The organism is Aquidulcibacter sp. (genome assembly GCF_044346625.1).
Classification (GTDB): domain Bacteria; phylum Pseudomonadota; class Alphaproteobacteria; order Caulobacterales; family Aquidulcibacteraceae; genus Aquidulcibacter.
The window spans coordinates 1-3,085 of the sequence record NZ_JBIIYV010000152.1; the positions used below are offsets into that span (position 1 = coordinate 1).

At 51.5% G+C, this 3,085-nt stretch carries 3 protein-coding genes; all 3 read left to right on the forward strand.

From position 1 onward, the window contains the following. Positions 1 to 1,268: sensor histidine kinase (locus ACIQ20_RS16310; protein ID WP_395782176.1), on the forward strand; the 1,268-nt coding region annotated here is incomplete at its 5' end. 70 nt (positions 1,269 to 1,338) lie between these two features. Beyond that, the gene (locus ACIQ20_RS16315; protein ID WP_395782178.1) at positions 1,339 to 2,139 is read left to right on the forward strand and encodes a MipA/OmpV family protein; all 801 of its coding nucleotides are present in this window, start codon (positions 1,339 to 1,341) and stop codon (positions 2,137 to 2,139) included. A 333-nt stretch (positions 2,140 to 2,472) separates the two neighbouring features. Beyond that, positions 2,473 to 3,085, forward strand: a 613-nt coding sequence (locus tag ACIQ20_RS16320; protein WP_395782180.1) for a CocE/NonD family hydrolase, incomplete at its 3' end; no start/stop codon positions are given.

The window sequence follows — 3,085 nt, forward strand, 5'->3', positions numbered from 1 at the left end:
AGACCAATTCAGCTGGACAAGTCCAATTTGCGATACCTCCAGAGCCCACAAACGCACCCGACGCTCCTTTCACGGGCGTGTTAACTGGTGCATTGCCCATTTATGGTTATGCGCTTTTCGACCGTGACGGAAAAGAGGTAGCGAGTTCAGACCAATATGTTCTCATGCGCTCGAAAATGCTGGCGAAGCCGGGTAAGCCCCAACTATTAGAGGGACCAGATCGAACCACCGGCAATATGTTGTTTGTCGCCGAGGTCTTTATCCCTGGGCAAAATGCCTATCTGCATGTTTCCCGACTCCGTGAGGACGAAGATGCTCGTGCCAACACCTTTTTCGGTCAGATCGTTGAAGATTTCGTTTGGCTGGCTCTCGCTATTCTCCTTGGCGTCACAATTGCGACTGTCTTTACCATCCGAATTAGTCTTGCAGGATTGAGACGGTTGGCTCGGCAAGCGGAAAGCCTTGATATTGAGAACCTACCTAAAGGCCACTTGGATACGAAAATTGCGCCACGCGAAATTCAGCCCATCGTAACGGCTTTCAATGCTGCCCTTGACCGGATCGGCGCTGGGATGCAGGCCAAGAGAGAGTTTTCCATTCACGTTGCGCACGAACTGCGAACCCCACTGGCAGATTTGAGGCTGCGCGTTGAAGTCGTTCCCGATAGACACGACCGCACAAGGATGCTCGCAGATATCGATTCAATGACGCGGCTTTTGGAACAATTGCTCCAAGTCGCGCGCCTTGACGCAGCGGCCGGCTTCGCACTCGCCCATCTGCACCTGAGTGAGGTGATCAGCGCAACTTTGTCTGAGATGGCACCACGTTTGCTAGCTCACGGCTGGGAAATTGAACTCAAAGTGTCATCAGAAGCAACCGTTTGGGTCATTGGGCACGAGACGCTCATTCACTTAGTGCTACGAAATCTAATTGAAAATGTCATCCATCATGCCGAGGGCGGCAATAAAGTGCACGTTGAGATTGGGCCGGGACCCAAAGTAGTCTTTGCTGATGATGGGTGTGGTATGGGTCCACAACAAGTTGGGCAATTGTTTGGGAAAGTCACACCTGCATACGGCGGGCCGCGCAAAGGCAGCGGCCTTGGCCTGTCAATCTGCCAATCAGCTATGAACCGCATGGGTGGGTCCATCACAGTCGTGCCAGCCCAAAGCCCAGCAGGGACCGGAGCGGGCACAAAGTTCCTCATACAATTTCAGTCCGCTAGTCCAACACAGCAAGCCGAGGAAACCGGGCTGCGAAAAATTTGACTTTACGTTCAGCTGCAAGGTTAGTGCAAGCTAGTGAATTCATAATGTGCTCCATCAACCAGGAGTAAAGATGATGCCCAACAAATTGAAGTTCTCAACAATTGCGCTTTTGGCAGGTGTAACCGCGGCCGTCGTGACAGTATCATCGGCTAATGCGCAGTCAGGTCAGGATGATGATGGTGGGGAGCGATTTCTGATTGCAGGCGTCACCGCTGAATATGAGCCCGTTTTTCTTGGGTCTAAGAAAAATGAGGTCGAACCACAAATTTATGTCAATGCGCGATGGGGTCGTTTCTTTGCTGGCCAACGTGGGGTTGGCCTTGATTTGTTTACATTTGATGGCGACCTAGAGTTTGCTCTTGGCACAGCTATTTCACTTGGTGAAGGCCGAGAGGAAGGCGACGACATAAAGCTTAAGGGTCTGGGCAGCATAGATCGCCCAATTGAAGCGACCTTGTTTGGTGAACTGGATTTTGGTTTTGCTGAAGCTGGGCTAACAGTCGGGCGAGATATTGGCAAAGCCCACAAAGGAACATTTGTTGATCTTGATGTTAGCAAAGACTTTGAACTGAACGATCGCCTAGAACTCGAAATTGAGGCGAAAGCGCGTTGGGCTGATAAGAAGTTTAATCAAGTCTTTTATGGGGTAAATGCGCTGCAAGCCACACGGTCTGGATACCGAGCGTATACACCAAAGGCTGGCATGCAGACCGCCGCTTTCAGTGTTGGCCTTACTTATAAAGTGACTGATCGCTGGTCTGTCCGCGCCGAAGCCGAAAGCAAAAACCTTTTGGGTGATTCCAAGAAGAGTCCGTTCATAGCCAAGCAGAATGGAACTGCCTTCGGCATTGGCATCGCCCGCCGCTTTTGAGTTTATACACAATGTAGCCAGCGCTCAATGTGTATAGTCCAAGATCAGTTTAGGTTTTGGCTATAGCTGGTCCCGAGCTCCAACCCTCTCATGAAGCATCTTCCGCTCAGCCACCTGTTTCGACCCAGTCGGAAGAGGGCAAGCTAATCTTGACAGAATTTTCACCCCTATCGAAAGGCTCAAGCTATGCAAGTAGTTAAGACGTACAAAACATCCCCGTCTGCGCGTAAATTCCTTATGCTAGGTGTTATGCTCAGCTTTGGGCTGAGCGTCTTCGCGACACCAGCCATCACTGGCTCAAGCAATGCGAATAAAACAACCTCAAGCAATCTGATGCGAACTGAGGCTGTGCCTGTGAGTGGTGGTACGTCGCTGGCTACCATTGTTTATCTTCCCGAAGGCCAGGGTCCATTCCCTTCTATCGTCATTCGCTCCGCTTATGAGATTCCAACCCCCCCGCCAGGCGGGCTTGTTCCAGAGGAAGATGATGACTCTGCCGAATCCGATCCTGTCAAAGTTCGTGAAGCTTGGGCGAGTGTGATTGACCGAGGCTATGCAGTTGTTTTGCAAAACAGCCGTGGTCGCCATAAATCAGGGGGGATTGATTCCTTGTTTGGAACCGAACGAGAAGATGGGGCTGCTCTGGCTAATTGGATTACACAACAACCTTGGAGCAATGGCTCGATCGGTGTTGCGGGTGATAGCGCCGATGGCTTTATTGGCCATCTAATGATGGCGGCAAATGCCCCAGGTGTACGCGCAGGGTACTTCCAAGTCACTTGTGGTCGCCTTCTCACCGACGGTGTTGTCCGCCGCACTGGCGGCCTGTTGATGGAAACTTTAGTCCCCTGGCTTACAAAAGAAGCCTTTGGCGCGGGCGCTGAATCCCGTGCAGCGCTATCAGCTTCGGGAGTAGAACTTGAAAAATTAAAGCGCCCCGCCAAGA

Coding starts and splice junctions, on each gene's coding strand:
- ACIQ20_RS16315 (WP_395782178.1), top strand. CDS start 1,339: ATGATGCCCAACAAATTGAAGTTCTCAACAATTGCGCTTTTGGCAGGT.